The 13,136-nt window shown below is 59.3% G+C and carries 13 protein-coding genes and 4 pseudogenes; 7 read left to right on the plus strand and 10 right to left on the minus strand.

Going from position 1 to position 13,136, the window contains the following annotated elements:
- Window positions 1–60 precede the first annotated feature (60 nt).
- Entirely contained in the window at window positions 61–360 is a 300-nt protein-coding gene (locus tag BCA01S_RS38340; RefSeq protein WP_156955195.1) for a hypothetical protein, read from the plus strand.
- Window positions 361–501: 141 nt separating this feature from the next.
- Window positions 502–768: a hypothetical protein gene (locus BCA01S_RS38345; RefSeq protein WP_156955197.1), complete on the plus strand. Its 267-nt coding sequence runs from the start codon at window positions 502–504 to the stop codon at window positions 766–768.
- A 213-nt stretch (window positions 769–981) separates the two neighbouring features.
- Here the strand turns inward: BCA01S_RS38345 and BCA01S_RS33830 are convergent.
- The 4 genes and pseudogenes from BCA01S_RS33830 to BCA01S_RS33845 all read right to left on the minus strand — a co-directional run.
- Window positions 982–1,458 (minus strand): annotated as a pseudogene (locus BCA01S_RS33830) (Tn3 family transposase); the annotation flags it as partial.
- 81 nt (window positions 1,459–1,539) lie between these two features.
- Window positions 1,540–2,241, minus strand: a complete 702-nt coding sequence (locus BCA01S_RS33835) for a hypothetical protein (RefSeq protein WP_027780633.1) — start codon at window positions 2,239–2,241, stop codon at window positions 1,540–1,542.
- A gap of 705 nt (window positions 2,242–2,946) precedes the next feature.
- Window positions 2,947–3,242: pseudogene (locus BCA01S_RS36295) on the minus strand (integrase core domain-containing protein); the annotation flags it as partial.
- A gap of 92 nt (window positions 3,243–3,334) precedes the next feature.
- Window positions 3,335–3,955, minus strand: coding sequence for a hypothetical protein (locus tag BCA01S_RS33845; RefSeq protein ID WP_027780634.1), 621 nt, complete (start codon window positions 3,953–3,955; stop codon window positions 3,335–3,337).
- A gap of 107 nt (window positions 3,956–4,062) precedes the next feature.
- Here BCA01S_RS33845 and BCA01S_RS33850 point away from each other — a divergent pair, with 107 nt between their 5' ends.
- On the plus strand, window positions 4,063–4,410 hold the full coding sequence (locus BCA01S_RS33850; protein WP_027780635.1) for a winged helix DNA-binding protein: 348 nt from the start codon (window positions 4,063–4,065) through the stop codon (window positions 4,408–4,410).
- Window positions 4,411–4,753: 343 nt separating this feature from the next.
- Here the strand turns inward: BCA01S_RS33850 and BCA01S_RS33860 are convergent, their stop codons facing one another.
- On the minus strand, window positions 4,754–5,026 hold the full coding sequence (locus BCA01S_RS33860) for a hypothetical protein (protein ID WP_169740561.1): 273 nt from the start codon (window positions 5,024–5,026) through the stop codon (window positions 4,754–4,756).
- A 252-nt stretch (window positions 5,027–5,278) separates the two neighbouring features.
- On the opposite strand from BCA01S_RS33860, the pseudogene BCA01S_RS36300 reads away from it, so the two are divergent.
- Window positions 5,279–6,439: pseudogene (locus BCA01S_RS36300) on the plus strand (efflux transporter outer membrane subunit); the annotation flags it as partial.
- Window positions 6,440–6,527: 88 nt separating this feature from the next.
- Here BCA01S_RS36300 and BCA01S_RS33880 read toward each other — a convergent pair.
- A complete protein-coding gene (locus tag BCA01S_RS33880; RefSeq protein ID WP_027780640.1) occupies window positions 6,528–7,397 on the minus strand; it encodes an undecaprenyl-diphosphate phosphatase in 870 nt (289 codons plus the stop codon).
- A 485-nt stretch (window positions 7,398–7,882) separates the two neighbouring features.
- Between BCA01S_RS33880 and BCA01S_RS33885 the strand changes: the two genes are divergently transcribed.
- Together BCA01S_RS33885 and BCA01S_RS36310 are read left to right on the plus strand one after the other, a co-directional pair.
- Window positions 7,883–8,179 carry a hypothetical protein gene (locus BCA01S_RS33885; protein ID WP_156955199.1) on the plus strand — a complete coding sequence of 99 codons (297 nt, stop codon included), beginning with the start codon at window positions 7,883–7,885 and terminating at the stop codon, window positions 8,177–8,179.
- 738 nt (window positions 8,180–8,917) lie between these two features.
- A pseudogene (locus BCA01S_RS36310) lies at window positions 8,918–9,347 on the plus strand (response regulator transcription factor); the annotation flags it as partial.
- A gap of 283 nt (window positions 9,348–9,630) precedes the next feature.
- On the opposite strand, the gene BCA01S_RS33895 reads toward BCA01S_RS36310, so the two are convergent.
- Genes BCA01S_RS33895 through BCA01S_RS38855 form a run of 4 tightly spaced genes read right to left on the minus strand, consistent with a single transcriptional unit; the run spans window position 9,631 to window position 12,768 of the window.
- Window positions 9,631–10,620 carry a tyrosine-type recombinase/integrase gene (locus BCA01S_RS33895; RefSeq protein WP_027780642.1) on the minus strand — a complete coding sequence of 330 codons (990 nt, stop codon included), beginning with the start codon at window positions 10,618–10,620 and terminating at the stop codon, window positions 9,631–9,633.
- Entirely contained in the window at window positions 10,617–11,525 is a 909-nt protein-coding gene (locus BCA01S_RS33900) for a tyrosine-type recombinase/integrase (RefSeq protein WP_027780643.1), read from the minus strand. Before BCA01S_RS33900 ends, BCA01S_RS33895 begins: the two co-directional genes overlap by 4 nt.
- The gene (locus BCA01S_RS38850) at window positions 11,522–11,950 is read right to left on the minus strand and encodes a tyrosine-type recombinase/integrase (RefSeq protein WP_244146122.1); all 429 of its coding nucleotides are present in this window, start codon (window positions 11,948–11,950) and stop codon (window positions 11,522–11,524) included. The genes BCA01S_RS33900 and BCA01S_RS38850 overlap by 4 nt, the downstream gene beginning before the upstream one ends.
- Window positions 11,947–12,768, minus strand: a complete 822-nt coding sequence (locus BCA01S_RS38855) for a tyrosine-type recombinase/integrase (protein WP_208459234.1) — start codon at window positions 12,766–12,768, stop codon at window positions 11,947–11,949. The genes BCA01S_RS38850 and BCA01S_RS38855 overlap by 4 nt, the downstream gene beginning before the upstream one ends.
- A gap of 195 nt (window positions 12,769–12,963) precedes the next feature.
- Between BCA01S_RS38855 and BCA01S_RS37760 the strand changes: the two genes are divergently transcribed.
- Window positions 12,964–13,136, plus strand: a 173-nt coding sequence (locus BCA01S_RS37760) for a transposase (protein ID WP_156955201.1), incomplete at its 3' end; no start/stop codon positions are given.

Below are 13,136 nucleotides of genomic sequence, written 5' to 3' on the forward strand. Positions count from 1 at the left end.
CACCCATTTTTGCGTATTTCGCAAGACAGTTGCGGGACGAAGATTAATGGAAAGTGAACTATGAAGCGTGCGCCCCTGCCACGAGGCCGTGAGCTACAAGTTGCGTTCATCCTTGCCAAGGCAAAAGCTGCCTGCCATGCGATTGTGGAAATGTCGCGCGATGGCAATACGATGCTCCTTGCGCATCGCTGGTTTCGTCGAAAAGGCTGGAGGAGATTGACTCGCGTAAAGCTCGCCGCATTGCGCACAGCGATACGGCGCGGCCACATGTCTCGCGTTGAGGACAGGGTGTTTCCCGCCCGCAACGATGGCATTGCGTCTCTAGGTTTCGTCGGTGAGCGGGCCAACGGTTTTCGCTGAACATCCGGTACGTCACGCTCTGATGACCGAGTAATAGCATTGCCTGCAATACCGGAAAACCGGGTGATGCCTTCCCTTCCGGCCGGCATCAAGGAGTGAAGCGCGCAATACCTTGCCAGGCAATAGCAGCGTGCGCCTCAGATGCTTCGCATCGACGGCATCGCGCATTGGCTCAACGCCTTCGTATGGGTCGATGTCAGCGCCCATCAGCCGCACCAGCGCGTGCCCAGGAAGTCCGTTCGCACGCGCGAACTTCCACAGGATCGATACGATCGATTCGCCCGGCAACAGCCACCGCGCATCGAATATGAAGCCCAGCGCCGGGGTCAGCCGTCGTTCATCGAGGCTGAGTATCGGCAAGCGCGGGGCAATCAGCGCGGGCGCGCCTCCTTACGGCCTACCTTTTGATTTCAATGCAATTTGCGACGGTAGGTTGGTCTTGGCTTGATGCGGGTTTGCGAGCCGGCCCTGTTAAATTAGCTCACCAAATCAGGCACTTCCTGTCTGGTCGTTTTCGCTTTTTGATTTCCCGGCCGAAGTGGTCGCGCGGCGGAGTGCCAATCGCCCTGCGCGCATCGGGCGGAATTCGAGTAGCGGCACGCCGATGGAGATCACCGCGGGTCAAGCTAGCCGTCGCTGCTTCGCATTCAGGTTGGCGACGCTCGGCAGCAAACGATGCGCATAGCGTGCGATCGGGAAATCGAACGTTCCGCGCAGGTTGATGCCTTCGAGATGCGTCGGCGCGATGTGCCGCAAATCCGCCGCCTGAACGGCCTCTCCACTCATCGACTCTATCTGGTCGACCGCACGCTGCATGTGGATCGTGTTCCACGCCATCACGGCATTGGTGCGCAGCGCCAGCGCCGAGGACACCGCCGAGAGCGAGTCATGGTGCCTGGCCAGTTGCAGCGGAATCTTGCCGATGTGGATCGCCCGCTGAACTGTATGCACCGCCTCCCCGCGATTGAGCACATGCTGCAATTCGGCGCGAAACGCCGGATTGGTGAGGTAGTCGATCAGGTAAATCGTCCGGAACAGACGCCCGATAGGGACACCGCCATCGTATACCGGCTGTCCGCGTGCGGCTGAACCGATGCGGCGCCTCCGGCATATCGACCGGCCTCCGCCCGCCAAGAGAGCCTTTCTTCGACGTCGCGGCTTACAACTATCACTGCGCTATCAGTCCGGCAGCGGCGCAGCCCTAAGTCGGCGAACATTCTCGTCAATCCATACCCGACAGTGAACGTCCTTGCTATTCGCGTCTCGCGGATCAATGCGAACATGAAGAATCGCCGCAGGACCCCGAATCCCGCATACATTGCCATCGAACCTTTCGCTGACCACACCAGTCAGCCCGATGTCTTTATCATCTGAGCGAAAAGGTTCGCGAGAGAACCAGTAGGCAACGAACACAGTCTTCTTTGACTTCGGTGGCAAATCAAACTTTTCGACACACCGGGGACCTGTCGATCCGTCCGCCTGCGGTGCGTTCATCACATAAGCGGCGCAATCTTTCAGGTGTGCATCTGACCGATTGCGGACGATGACTGCGACGTTGTAGCCCCGAACCTGATGATGCGAAGCGACATCGGGCGACCGTACATCGTCTGTCACCTTGACGGCGAGCGGTGCGATACGGCTGTGCGCTTTGAACAGCGCCGCCAACAGGTGCACCGCAGACCCGATTATCCAACAAGCCGCAGCAATGGCAACGTCGTTGGTGATCTGACTCGGAATCGCGGCAATGAGTGTTTTTGGCAGCACGTAGCCAAGTAGCGCAGCACTCAGCAGCGTGGGCCATCGCAGTGCCTTATCAGCAGCATCGCTCATTGCATAGCGGAACCGCTGCCGTAGAAACCGCTTGTTCTTGGGCCTGTTCATGGTCGCCGCGCTGTGCGGGCGCCTGGCGTCGCCACGAATTCGGTGGTGCCGATAAGGGCACGCGAAAAGGCTGCATCTGGAAAGAACATTGCCGCATCCCCGCAGTCTAGTTTGTTATATAATTTATCACAATAAGTCGAAACACGATCCACAACATTCTCCGGCGATCACCGCTCGCTGGCGCTGGCTGTCGCATTTGGGCAGTCGCCCTTAACGGTGAAGCCGGTCAGTCACAGTGAGCCGTACGACGATTGGCGATGAATCATTGCACCGGCCTGTGAAGCCACGTTGGGAATGATGCTCAGGGACGGGCCCGATGCCTTGCCGCCGCCGCTGCGACCGTCATTGGACACTTGTCTCGCAGAGGCGCTTGTAAGCTTTCGTATGCCCTGGCGGGTACGGGCCGGAGGGGCCGGCGCATCCGTCATCGCCACCCTCTAAACGCTTTGAACCACAGCCGGAAGTTCTCGGCGGATTGTTTGTTGGGGTCACAGATGCACGTTGAGTCCGCACGAGCTAGCCACGTTGATGCTCGTAAAAGAAGCACGGTATGAAGTTGAAATAAACCGGGACGAGCGTCACGCGCTGCTGATACGCCACCTGGTAATCGTCGACCTGCTGACATCTGGCACGCGGCGACTACGGATCACGCAGCATGGTGGACTTGCCCGTGTACTTCCAGACCTCGCCTCACAACTGAGTCGATCAATCGGTCTTGCGCCTGAACTCGCTTGGCGAGCGATATTTCAATGCGCTGTGAGGGTGCTGCTCGGCATAGTGCTCGAATGCGACGGCGAGGTTGCGTGCTGCGACCGCAGCGTCAGGCTTGGACACGAATGCCACGCAGTCACGCTTCATCGTCTTCACGAAGCTCTGCCATGGCGTTACGTTGTGGACTGCACACCGGTGTGGTCAATGGCTTCTGGCCAATTCCAGACGCGAAGGTTCCGGTCCTCTCCGCCGTGTAGCCCGAACCATTGTCCCGTCAGCCATTCGATTTTCATTAACCGCTTCGCACTGCTTATGCCGTCCAGCGACCAGCCGTCCGAGTGTCTAACATAGGCCACCGACAAATCGACCGTCTTACTGAGCCTTAGCGCGCCGACAGATTGCTATAGGCGCTGTTTAACGCCAACCGAATACTGAACATGCCATTCGACATAAGGGAATCGCCCGGCTGTTTTGGCAACAAGGCCAGAATCCCCTTCATCGCATACAGCATGATTAGCGCACCGGTCAGATCGCCCACGAACATCATGATGAAGCTTTCGCCAATGTTCTCCGTGTTGCCTTGCAACGCGAACCAGATGTGGTGCAGAAACGGGTTCGCCACCGAGTACGCAACGGCCAGTATTAGCAGTCGCTTCGGCGTAAGATTTGTCAGCGACGCCTTCAGGTCGTAGCGCTCCAGTGCAAGCCTATAAACAAGATAGGGAGCGAGCGAACCCAGAATGGCTCCCGCGATTGCGCGGACCGGGTCGTGCGGAAACCAATAGATAAAGTCCATCAGCAGACCGCCAACCAGCAGGCCAACGAACCCATCAAACCCGACCAGCAACGTACCGAGAAGCCGAACGCCGGAGGGCAAGAAAATCCAGTTTATGCCTCGAACGAAAGACGTGTGGGAGAACACCGCCTGGTTGATCCACAGCGAAACCAGGAACGCGAAAAGCGTCCCAGAGATCGACCAGAAATGCAAACGTAAGCTAGACATTGCGGTAAACTGCCCTTCCATGTTTATTATCGAGCGAATCATAACGCGCCTGCATGCCGTCCCGCGAGCGCCTGCCTTCAACAGCCTATCTCAACAGTGCGTAAGCGATGACACGTCCTGCTGATATCTACCTGCGATTCCTGCAGCTGACCGAGGCCCTGCGCGGTCTGCCTGCGCTTCCTGCGCTTGATCCGCTCGAAGAGAAAATCCTCGAATTCGTCGCGCGCACGGAGCAAAGAAACGATCGTCTTTCGGTTCGGGACATGATGGCCCACAGCGAACTTGGCTCGCCCGCGACTCTTCACGCACGCATCACGTCGATGCGTGAGAAAGGCTGGCTCACACTGAGCGACACCGAAGACGCACGCCGCAAACAAATCGAACTCACGCCTGCCGCGCTGAAACATTTCGACAAGCTTGCCGAAGCTTTTGCGAAAGCCGCAAAAGGTGCCTGACCTTTCCCAATTTGCCCGTTAAACCGGCAATTCCAATGCCGACAGCGCACGCGGCCTGATGTCCCGCCTTCCCGAAGGCGGGTGGCGCAGATTGACGATGCCAGGCGCTTGCACCTGCCAGATCACGAGGCTCTCTATGGTGAACCTTTACGGGAGCCCGGCCCGGCGGCTCAACGCATATGTGCCGGCATCCAGCACCAGCAGCAGCCCGCATATTTCTGCAGAGGAGCCGGGCAAGATGCCGTCGTTCGTATTCGCGCGAAGTTGCGCAAGCGCTTGGCGCGCTTCCTGGCAGCGCATGGCATGTCGAATACATCGTGGCATTGTCTCGGACGCCGTGTCATCAACTGCCGTTCTTCGCAGCGATCTGCGGACTGCCCTGCCTCCATACGGAGACGGACAGGATGACAACCGGCACTAGGAATGCAAAGGTGGCGGCCTCGATACTGCTTGTAGTGCCGGGCATTGCCATCGACAGCGCCGCGACCACAATTGGCCCCCCCGCCAAGGTGCCAAACACACTGGCCCACCACAATTTTCGGTCGCGTTCTCTTACTGCAACAATCGCGGCTAATGAAACGCCAAAGACGATAAAGCCCGGAAGTGCATCCATCATCGGCCTCCACACGGTTGTCGCTGTGGACTAATTCTAGGTATAAGGGGTGGTCGGGGAAGCCCCAGGAGCCTGTAATTGGCAAGGAAGTGTGCGGAAGCCCACATAGGCCAACAGAGGTCGAACCCGGCCAACGCAACCGGGGCATGGATCGGTAAAAAGATATGCTGCGGGTAGGTTGGGCCGAACTCGACTATCACATCACGTTTTTCAGTGTCCTCCTTGCTGCGTCCCTCGCAGCACGACCTGCTGCTGCGCGCGTTGGTCGGCGAAGCCCGCGCCGCATACTTTCCGACAGTCGGTTTCAACGCGTCCGAATCGCGCGCCCAGTCGCCTTCAGGCCCGATCACTAGGAGCTATAATCTCTTCTTCAACGCATCGTGGGAGCCCGATTTTTGGGGAAGAGTGAGCCGTACGATTGCGGGGCAACAGGCGGGGCAGCAAGCCGCCGCTGCCGATCTCGCCGACGCGCGGGTCGACGCAAGCACCGCTGGCGCAGACCTACTTCCAGCTTCGCGCCTTCGATGCTTCGCAGACGTTGCTCGATAATACCGTCGTCGCCTCAGCAGTCGCTCCAACTCACGCAAAACCGGTATGCGCAGGGTCTCGTCGCGCGGTCCGATGTAATTCAGGCGCAAACGCAATTGCAGTCGGCACAGGCGGCCGCCATCGACAACGGGGTAGCACGCGCGCAATTCGAACATGCGATTGCGGTGCTGGTCGGCCAGCCGGCGTCGATATTCTCGATTCCCCGGTCGCCGCTCAACGCGACGCCGCCCGCCGTGCCCGTGGAAATGCCGTCCGCCATTCTTGAGCGGCGTCCGGATATCGCGTCGGCCGAGCGCCGAGCCGCCGCCGCGAACGAGCAGATCGGCGTAGCAATCGCGGCGTTTTTCCGACACTGACTGTGTCGGCCACGGGGGGCTTTCGGAGTTCGCTGATATCCGAGTTGGTGCGCGCCCCGTCGCGCTTCTGGATCCTGGGTCCCGATCTTGCCGCCAACCTCTTCGATGGAGGCTTGCGCCGCGCCCAGACCGAAGCGGCCCGGGCGGCCTATGACCAGACGGTCGCCACGTACCGGCTGACCTGCTGGCGGCATTCCAGGACGTGGAAGACAATCTCGCTTCGCTGCGCATTCTCGAGCAGGAGACCGTGGTCCAGCAGCAAGCCGTGGAGTCGGCGCGACGGGCGCTGGCCATTGTGAACAATCAATACAAGGCAGGCACGGTCGGCTACGTGAACGTGCTGGTCGCGCAAACCTCCGCTTTCACGGCGGAGCAAAGGCTCTCGGCTCTCGCCGGGCAACGCATGGTGTCGTCGGTGGGACTGGTGAAGGCGCTCGGAGGCGGCTGGAATGCAATGCAGGTGAATCGTGAAAGTGATGCCATGACGATCCCACATGTGGTGGATCGCTGAGCAACGCAAGTGCAGGCGACCAGACGCGACAACTCTCGCTCGACCTGGGTTTCATGCCGGTTGTTTCGCACAGCCGCAGCATTGTTGGCTAAGCCAGGTTGAACTGCACGGCGAGCAGGAGAAATACACCAAGCACCGCGCGATAGACAATAAACGGCCATGTGGAGAACTTCTCGAGAAGCTTCATGAGTCCCCAGATTGCAACAAATGCCGATGCGCTTGCGACTACCAGTCCGAAAAGCAGTAACGACCACGCTTCAAGCGGAATGCGCGCATGAAAGAGTACCCAAAGCTCTTTCAGCCCGGCCAGCGCAATGGCGGGAAGACCAAGCAGAAAAGAGAAGCGCGCGGCCTCCTCACGCTTGAAGTTAAGAAAGAGCGCCGCTGTCAGGGTCGATCCAGAACGCGACACGCCCGGGATCAGGGCACCCATCTGCGCGAGTCCCACAATGAGTGCGTCGCGCAAACGCATCTCGTTGACGGTGCGGCGATGACTACAGGTGAGTTCTGCGATGGCTAGCAGAACGGCCATCACAATGCAGGAGCCCCCGATCACTGACAGACTTCTCAGCGGAGTGCCGCACGCATTAAGCGTAGACGACAGGGCCAGGCCAGCGATGCCGATGGGCACCGTCGCGAGCACGATTGCTATCGCCAGGCGAAATGAGACATCCTGATACGTGCGCCGCTGGAGGGCAGTGACGCTTCCCACGACAACGCCGCGCACGTCGCGCCAGAAATAACTTACCACCGCTGCCAACGCAGCCAACTGCATTGCCGCGGAAAAGGCCGACCCGGGGTCCGGCCAGCCGAGCATGGCCGGAACGATGCGCATGTGCGCCGTCGATGAGATGGGCAACAACTCAGTGATGCCTTGAACAACGCCTAACAATCCGATCTGCAGATAGGTCAGTGAGGCGAAGCCGATATCCAGGCCGCCAGAACAAGCATTTGCCAAAACGTTTTCCTTTTTGGGTAAACGGGTGTGGAGGATTGAGCAGTGCAAGATTCTGTCGGGACTCTTCAGGTGAACTTTACCATCCGTAAGCGTTCGGCATGCGACACTCCGTGGACAGCACGACGACGTTGCCCGCCCTGCTTCCATCCCTAACGCAGGTCGTGCTGTGGATCGCCAGGCTCGGCGGTTATCTCGCGCGCAGGCATAATCGTCCACGCGGCCCCACAACTATTGTGGCGCGGCTTTCTCGCTCGGCACGAAATTACGGAGATGACCCGCATCTTTTCAGACAAAACCAGTGACTCCATTGATGGTAAAGACCAGTTTGAGCTTTACCGAATCAACACCGCCGAAAGTAGGGTTTTATGTGACCTTAAGAGATACTTAAGAGGTCTCAAAAAGCTAGCAAATTTACTTCTCAAGTCTTACACGCCGGGGCCGATAGACTGAACGCAGTACAAATGTTTTTCTATCGGGAGATTCAGATGTCCATCCAGTCAGTCGGTCAAGGTGCGGTACAGGCGTCGGCTTCGTCCGTCACATCGAACTCGGGTTCTGCGTCGACGCCGCCGGTATCGCGCGCCAGCGCCACCGGTTCGTCGGCTACGGGCTCGAGCACCAGCGCATCCGCGTCGTCGTATACGGTCAACATCAGCAGCGCCGCGCATGCATTGATGGCAGAAGCCAGCGAAACCTCGGTACAGACCGCGCAGGAAGCCGGAAAGGGCGATCAGCAGGCGCAACGCCTGCTCGCGAAGGAGGTCGCTGCCAAGGCGGCTTGAGCCGCCCCGGAGGTTCAGTTCTAAGGACTCACCTGCCGCGCGGAATCCGCGGCGGGTCTTCGATCCGCAACGTGTGAGAGCCTGTTGGCCTTCTACGACTTCCCGGTCGAGAACTGGCAGCATTTGCGGGATTTGCCCGCTGCCGCGACCTTCCGTACGTGCCCCGCCTTCGGCGACGCTAAGCGAGAAACCTAGCGGCGACGTACAGTTCGCGAAAAACCTGCGTATCGGGAATGACGCCGGAGGATTCTGCTCAGCTGCGGCCGGTTGCTCAGTCGCCAGGGCCGCAGCGGTCGTCATCGGCGCTAGCCATGCCGACGCTGCGATGGTCGTCGCGAAAACGCCTAGGCAGATGTCCATGCACGAAAGGAATGGCCATGCGACACCCGATCAAACCCTCGGGCCCGCGTGAGTTCCACCGCAATATGAGTTCGCGGAGCGAAGTTCGCGGCCAGCATTCACGATCTAGCCGCGACAGGGTGCAGCATTCATCCCCTAAAACAATTCGCAATCGAACCAGGTACTTCGCGTTGGGGCATGAGCGGCGTCACCCTTACCGCGCCGCTATCGATGACTTAAGTCTGAACGGTCAGACTGCCGCCTGTACCCCGAACTCTTCTGGAGGGCACTGGCATGCTCACTCTTTACGACCGACGGGCTGCGAGCTGGCTGAACAAGGTCCCGGACATCACGCTCGCATTCTGGATCATCAAGATCATGTCGGCGACGGTCGGCGAGATGCTGCTCGACCTCGGCCTGCCCGGCCAGGACGGGCACGAAGTGCTGGCCGGCATCCGCGCGCAGGACGGCACAGTGCCACTCATCGTCGTTACTGCGCGCGATGAACTCGACGATCGTCTCCGTGGCCTCGACGGCGGTGCAGACGACTACGTGCTGAAGCCGTTCGAGATGGGAGCTGCTTGAGCGGATGCGCGTCGCGATCCGACGTCAAGCGGGCTCCGCTGTACCCGTGCTTGGCAACGGCGTCGTGTCGCTGGATCCGGTGGCGCGGGAAGCGACGGTCGGTCACGACGCGCCGATCCAACTGTCGAACCGCGAATTCTCACTGCTGCGCGCGCTACTCGTGCGGCGTGGCGCGATTCTGTCGCGGCGCGAGCTCGAAGACCGTCTGTACGGCTGGGGCGAGGAAGTCGAAAGCAATGCCGTCTAATTCCTGATCCATTCACTGCGCCGCAAGCTCGGCAGCGGCGTGATCAAGAACGTTGCGCCTGCTGCCGATGGCGTCAAATCGGTCGGGCCATGCGACCGCCGAGCCCATCCGGCGATGCATCGACCTCCAACAATGGATATCCTGAGCGAATGAGGCAGCGCTTGTTCCGACATGTAATGGAGTGCACCCCATTACATGTCTTATGGGAAGTATTGTCTAACGGGGAGTGGGCGTGTAGAGCGAGCGCGAATCGGGGAATCCGCGCTCGATCAACTCTCCATTAAAGCTTCGCCCTGAGCATGGCGGTCACCTTGTCGGACGGCCGAAACGAGCCCCGGCGCAGCTGCGGTGGAACGATTGCGTTGAGTGTTTCGAGTTTCTCGGTAGGATTGGCGCGAGTGTAGATTTCGGTTGTAGCTAAATCACTGTGTCCGAGCCACAGCGACACTTTCCGGATATCGTTCGTGGACTGCAGTACGATCATTGCGCAGGTATGCCTCAAGACGTGCGGTGACACACGTTTACGTAATAACGAAGGGCACTTCTGACTCGCCGCCTCGGCATGATGTTTGAGGACATAGGCGAACCCCCAGCGACTCATCGCTTCACCACGAGCATTGGCGAACAATTCCGGTACGGCGACAACTCCCCGTACCGTTATCCATGCACGCAATGCGTTGGCGGTGGATTTCCACAGGGGCAGCGAACGCTCTCGCCGGCCCTTGCCGTGAACGCGGATGCTCATCGACGGCAGTACAACATCTGCTGTCTGTAATCCCGTCAGCTCTGAGACACGCAGGCCACCGCAGATGGCAAGATGCAGCATTGCGCGATCCCGGATTCCCTCACGTGTTGCCGGATCGGGGGCATCGAGGAGAGCCCGAACCTCATTTTCAACTAGATAAGGCACGAGGCAGGAATCAGTCTTCTTGTACGGAATGCCGAGTACACGCCGGACCTGCTTGAGCATCGCGGGCTCGCGATGCTCAAGGAAGTGGAAGAAGGATCTGATAGCAGCCAGTCGAACGTTGCGAGTCTCCGGTGAGTTGTGACGTGCATCTTCAAGATATTCCAGGAACGCGCTGATCATCCCGGCGTCGAGCTGCTCCAGCGCAAGCGACGAGGGGGTAACCTTGAGCCGTTTGGCGGCGAACTCAAACAGGAGCTGGAAACTGCATGCATAGGAATCACACGTGTGTTGGCTGGCGCTTCTCTGATGCGCAAGGTTCTCGCGAAGGAACACAGCAACGTGGGGTGCGAGCGGTGTCATTTTTGATCTCCGGTTAGGAAACCCTCTGCGGCGACCGCGATGTCGCGCAGGAGCTCCGGAGTGGCCTCAAGATACCAGTAGGTCGACTTGATGTTGACGTGCCCCGGATACGTTGCAAGCGCCAGCATGTGCTGTCCAACACGGTCCCGCCCCTCTGGACTCGCCTCCAGCACGTGGACAGCGAACGAGTGCCTTAGCTCATGGATTCGGGGACGGTGGCCATCATGGGTATGGCCGATGCCGGCAATCTTCAGCAGTTTCTGGAACATCCAGTAGGCGACTGTGTATCTGACCGGGTGGCCATCGTCATCGACGAACGCGTGGTCGTCACACGAACGGACCTGCCGACGCAGTGTTAGATACTTTTGCAATCCCGCTGCCGTTGTGTCGTGCAGAGGAACCAGGCGGGTCTTCTGGAATTTGCTCTTTCGAATGATGAGTCCGTCCGGCGTAACGTCGGCAATACGGAGGTCCAGGGCCTCCGAGACGCGCAGGCCAGTGGCCGACAGGAGAGCAATCAATGCCGCATATGTGTGTGGTTTCAGCGCGCCGGCGGGCCCCAGTTTCAGCGCTGCGTCGATCAGGCGCTCGACGTCCGTGCAAGAGTAAATGTACGGAACCCGACGTGTCTTTCGGTAGGCAAAGTACCGTGCCGGTGGTACTTCATGGTCCTGATCTTCGATGTGCAGATACCGGGCGAGCCGGCATACGGTCTTCAGCCGCGCATCACGCTGAGCTACTGAGCCAGCATCCGCCGCCCAGTCAATCGCGGTCTGCGCGTGGATGTGCGTCTCGCCGCGATCGACAGCAAAGTGCGCAAAGCTGCGCGGCAGGTAGCCCGCGTTCTGCAGTTTGAAGCCGGCGGCATGACGCGCGGCAATATAGGACTCCACGGCTGGGATCATTTCATCACCTCCGGCCAAGGCTGTGCGATTCGCTTGAGTAATACGACGTCAACCTTGACGTAATAGGCTGTCGTGTCGATGCCGCGATGCCTCAGGACCATGCCGATCTGCTCGAGCGGAAGACCGTGACGCAACATCTCAGTTGCCGCTGTGTGTCGCAGCAGATGTGCACCCTTCGTGAGTGAGCTTACCTTGGCCCGTTTGAGGGCGCGTTTCACTACCGACGAAATTCCATCGCCCGAAGCGAACGGTTTGAACGGAGCAATGTTGCGTACGAAGACGCGGTCGCATCCTGTAACCCGAGGCCGGGATTCGAGATAGTGCAGGAGTGCCTCACCGGCGTCCTGCGGCAGTGGGAGTCGAACTTCATAACGACCCTTTCCCGAGACGCGCAGCGTCCCGGTTTCCCATTCGATGTCTTTCATGCGAAGGTTCGCCAGATCGCCCGCGCGCACCCCGGTCGCACGAGCAACAGGATAATCGCGCGGTCGCGAAGGCCTCGAAGTGAATCGCCATTGCATGCGTCTATCAGACGGTTGACCGCGTCAGCGGTCAGATACCGTGGGAGCGTCGCCAGACGCCAATGCGCTAGCGCCGGAACCGCTTGATCGAGACCGGCGCGACACAGGCCCTGAACACCCAGATAACGCAGGAAGGCCCGCGTGCTGGTGACCCGCTTCTCGGCGGTACTGATGCCGCAGTTGCGAGCACTGTCCAGCAGGAACGTGCGCACGCGCTTTGGATCCCACTCGCTCACATCATGACCAAGCACTTCCAGCATTACCGAGGCATCGCGACAGTAGAGCCGAAGGGTCGATGCCTTCGCGCCCCGATGCTTTTGCATCCATCGCCGGAAAACGCTCACGATGGCAGGTTCACCAATCTCGGCATTTGAAGGATTGTCGCTTTCACAGACACGAATCCCAATCAGGTATTCCCGAAAGCGCTTCGCTCCGAAGTAAACATGGTGATTTGCCTTACCGCCCTTTGCATCCGGACAGGAGCACGTTGGAAGATGTCGTCGGAAGACTTCCAACGTCTGCGGACCCACGTCGGTCAAAGTCCCACCATTCATTCGCATGAAGCGGCCCAGATGATCGCCGGCCCGTATGTAACGCACGGCGCTGGCCGCAGAGTATCCCTCCTGTTCGAGCGTATCAGCGAAGCTGTCCATGAAGGCGCCGGCCGGTCCTGTGCGCAGGCGATTCAACGTTTTGGGTGCTACCAGGTATCTGTCTAGCATCACATCCTCCTGTGATGATTGCCCGTGAAAGCCAGACCACGATAGCAAGGGAGGAGCGCGTTTTTATGGGGAGTCGGAATGCGTCTCGGAGGGTGCAGGTTAGAAGCGTTCGGTCGGCATCGCACCGAACCTCCCCCGGCGTCAGACTAGTTGTCGCTTCTGAACTTTTTTATCAAGAAGAGTCAGAGGTGCAGGTTGAAGGCGAAACAAACGTATTCTGTTGAGTTCAAGGAGCAGGCGCTGTCGAAGGTCCTGCAGCGCGGGAGCCGGACAGTTGGAGCGGTGGCTGACGAATTGAACGTGAACGTATTGACATTGAGGAAATGGATGAGAGGCGCCGCCGCCGCGAACCGGAGCTCGAGCTCCGC

The sequence above is a fragment of the Paraburkholderia caledonica NBRC 102488 genome (genome assembly GCF_000685095.1).
Lineage (GTDB): Bacteria > Pseudomonadota > Gammaproteobacteria > Burkholderiales > Burkholderiaceae > Paraburkholderia > Paraburkholderia caledonica.

Excerpts from the sequence above, each read along its gene's own strand:
- BCA01S_RS33860 (WP_169740561.1), bottom strand. The coding sequence starts at position 5,026 with ATGATGGATGCACTTCCGGGCTTTATCGTCTTTGGCGTTTCATTAGCC.
- BCA01S_RS33835 (WP_027780633.1), bottom strand. The coding sequence starts at position 2,241 with ATGAACAGGCCCAAGAACAAGCGGTTTCTACGGCAGCGGTTCCGCTAT.
- BCA01S_RS38850 (WP_244146122.1), bottom strand. The coding sequence starts at position 11,950 with ATGAAAGACATCGAATGGGAAACCGGGACGCTGCGCGTCTCGGGAAAG.
- BCA01S_RS38340 (WP_156955195.1), top strand. The coding sequence starts at position 61 with ATGAAGCGTGCGCCCCTGCCACGAGGCCGTGAGCTACAAGTTGCGTTC.
- BCA01S_RS33885 (WP_156955199.1), top strand. The coding sequence starts at position 7,883 with ATGTCCATCCAGTCAGTCGGTCAAGGTGCGGTACAGGCGTCGGCTTCG.
- BCA01S_RS33845 (WP_027780634.1), bottom strand. The coding sequence starts at position 3,955 with ATGTCTAGCTTACGTTTGCATTTCTGGTCGATCTCTGGGACGCTTTTC.
- BCA01S_RS33895 (WP_027780642.1), bottom strand. The coding sequence starts at position 10,620 with ATGACACCGCTCGCACCCCACGTTGCTGTGTTCCTTCGCGAGAACCTT.
- BCA01S_RS38345 (WP_156955197.1), top strand. The coding sequence starts at position 502 with ATGCTTCGCATCGACGGCATCGCGCATTGGCTCAACGCCTTCGTATGG.
- BCA01S_RS38855 (WP_208459234.1), bottom strand. The coding sequence starts at position 12,768 with ATGCTAGACAGATACCTGGTAGCACCCAAAACGTTGAATCGCCTGCGC.
- BCA01S_RS33850 (WP_027780635.1), top strand. The coding sequence starts at position 4,063 with ATGACACGTCCTGCTGATATCTACCTGCGATTCCTGCAGCTGACCGAG.
- BCA01S_RS33900 (WP_027780643.1), bottom strand. The coding sequence starts at position 11,525 with ATGATCCCAGCCGTGGAGTCCTATATTGCCGCGCGTCATGCCGCCGGC.